This window comes from Weissella sp. DD23 (genome assembly GCF_001579105.1).
Taxonomy (GTDB): Bacteria; Bacillota; Bacilli; order Lactobacillales; family Lactobacillaceae; genus Weissella; species Weissella cibaria.
Genome location: NZ_KQ970393.1, coordinates 281,331 through 283,350 on the forward strand (window position 1 = coordinate 281,331; position 2,020 = coordinate 283,350).

A 2,020-nucleotide genomic window follows, 5' to 3' on the forward strand; every position below is an offset into this window, starting at 1 on the left:
GTTTTTTGGCGATGGATTACTTCTCAAAATAAGTCTTCCATTGCGTATTAATATTAGCGCGCTTGGTTGCTTCGCCCCAGAATGGCACCTTTACAACACCAAGCACCTTATCCTTGTTCACAAAGCCCCAGTAACGTGAGTCGTTTGAAACGGTACGGTGGTCTCCCAAAACGAAATACTCGCCCTTAGGCACCTTAACCGTCTTCTCACGTTGCCAACCCATGTGGTCACCAAGTTCCGTCAAACTTGACCAGTTACCAACATTGTTGACCGTGTTAGTTGCTGTTTGCTCAGACTCTGGAATGAAATCTTGGTCAACAGCCTTACCATTAACCTTAATCACACCATTTTCAGCACTAACCGTATCACCAGGCATACCGATAACACGCTTTACGTAATCCTTGTGACCATCCACTTCTGGATCTTCACCATAAGCATCAAACACAATGACACTACCACGGTGAATCTTTTCAGGCTTCAGAACGAAAACACGCTCGTTGTTGGTCAAATTTGGTTCCATAGATGTGCCGTCGACACGTACTAGTGTGAACCAATACGTCTTAATCAACAAGGCAATAATTAATCCGATCGCAATCGGAATTACCCAAGACATAATCTCGCGAAATGCTTTCATGGGTGGTCTCCTTACATCATTTTTATTATTCTCAGTTTAGCACACCTAAAATAAAAAAGCCCCGCAAATTGGCAGGGCTTTAGGAAACATTCAGATAATAGACTGCTTCACAACCAAAAAAATCGCCGTGTGGCGATTTTTTGATGATTAACGCTTGTGTGAACGCTTCGCCTTACGAATCGCACGTTCACGATCACGCTCTGCTTGCTTCTTTGCTTCACGCTCGCGACGAATTTCAAATGGGTTTTGAATGGTCCACGTTTGCGCAACTTGGAAGGCGTTTGAAACCACCCAGTACAATGACAAGGCTGATGGTACATTAATCGCAAAAATGAAGATCATAATTGGCATAATGTACGTCATTGACGTTGTCATTCCGTTCTTTTCAGGTTGTCCCAACATGACCAAGTATGATGAGGCGAATGTAAACAACGCTGCTAAGATTGGCAAAATGAACAAATGGTCGTGTTGACCTAATTGGGCCCACAAGAATGTCCCAGTTTCCAATTGCTTCGTGGTACGAATAGCCGTATACAATGCAATCAAGATTGGCATTTGAACAATCAAGGGCAACAAGCTCGCAAATGGGTTAACACCTGCTTCCTTATAAAGGGCGCTTTGCTCTGCTTGCATCGCAGCCATTGATTCCGTATCACGATTTGGATACTTGGCTTGAATAGCCTTTAAAGCAGGGGCAACTTCTTGCATCTTACGCATTGAACGCGTTTGATAAACCATCAATGGCAAAATCAACAAACGAATCAACAACGTAAAGACAATAATTCCCAAGCCATAGTTATTTCCAAACCAGGCTGAGACACCCAAAATTGAGCGTGAGAAGTTGGCGATGATGATTCCATGCCAGAATCCGGTACCGGCTACATGTCCCTTAAACATCACACCAGCAATGATCATGATAATTAAGGCAATGACAGCTGTAACGGTAGAGCGCGTTGAAAATACTTTCTTAGCTGACTGCATCGTTTTTCTCCATATAATAGGTTGTTTTTAATTTTCGTCCTGGTCGACAAACAAATTTGCCAACTTGAAGACGTGTTCCAAGTTCTTTTTAATGATCGCCATGTCTTGGTCATGAGCTGATGGGCGGGCAATCACCAGAATGTCGACATCTTGACGCAGATTTGGCTTCAATTCCAAAACACTTTGTCGAATGCGACGCTTCACCCATACACGCTCGTGGCCACGCAGCCCAACTTTCTTTGAAACCGAAATTCCCAAGCGGAAGTGGGTTGGTTGTTCACGCTCCATCGTGTAAACAATAAACATTTTGTTTGCGACCGAGTGATGTTGCTCGAATACCAATTGGAAATCGGCTTCTTTCTTAACACGGTAACTCTTACGCATATGTTTGCTCCAGACTTTTTT

3 protein-coding genes are annotated in these 2,020 nt (G+C 43.5%); all 3 read right to left on the reverse strand.

All coding sequences use genetic code 11. From position 1 onward, the window contains the following. Window positions 1-16 precede the first annotated feature (16 nt). A complete protein-coding gene (lepB, locus tag WEIDD23_RS07390; protein ID WP_010372589.1) occupies window positions 17-634 on the reverse strand; it encodes a signal peptidase I in 618 nt (205 codons plus the stop codon). Window positions 635-781: 147 nt separating this feature from the next. Further along, window positions 782-1,615, reverse strand: coding sequence for a YidC/Oxa1 family membrane protein insertase (locus tag WEIDD23_RS07395; protein ID WP_010372586.1), 834 nt, complete (start codon window positions 1,613-1,615; stop codon window positions 782-784). Between the two features lie 27 nt (window positions 1,616-1,642). Next, on the reverse strand, window positions 1,643-1,999 hold the full coding sequence (gene rnpA / locus WEIDD23_RS07400; protein ID WP_010372583.1) for a ribonuclease P protein component: 357 nt from the start codon (window positions 1,997-1,999) through the stop codon (window positions 1,643-1,645). Window positions 2,000-2,020: the final 21 nt, after the last annotated feature.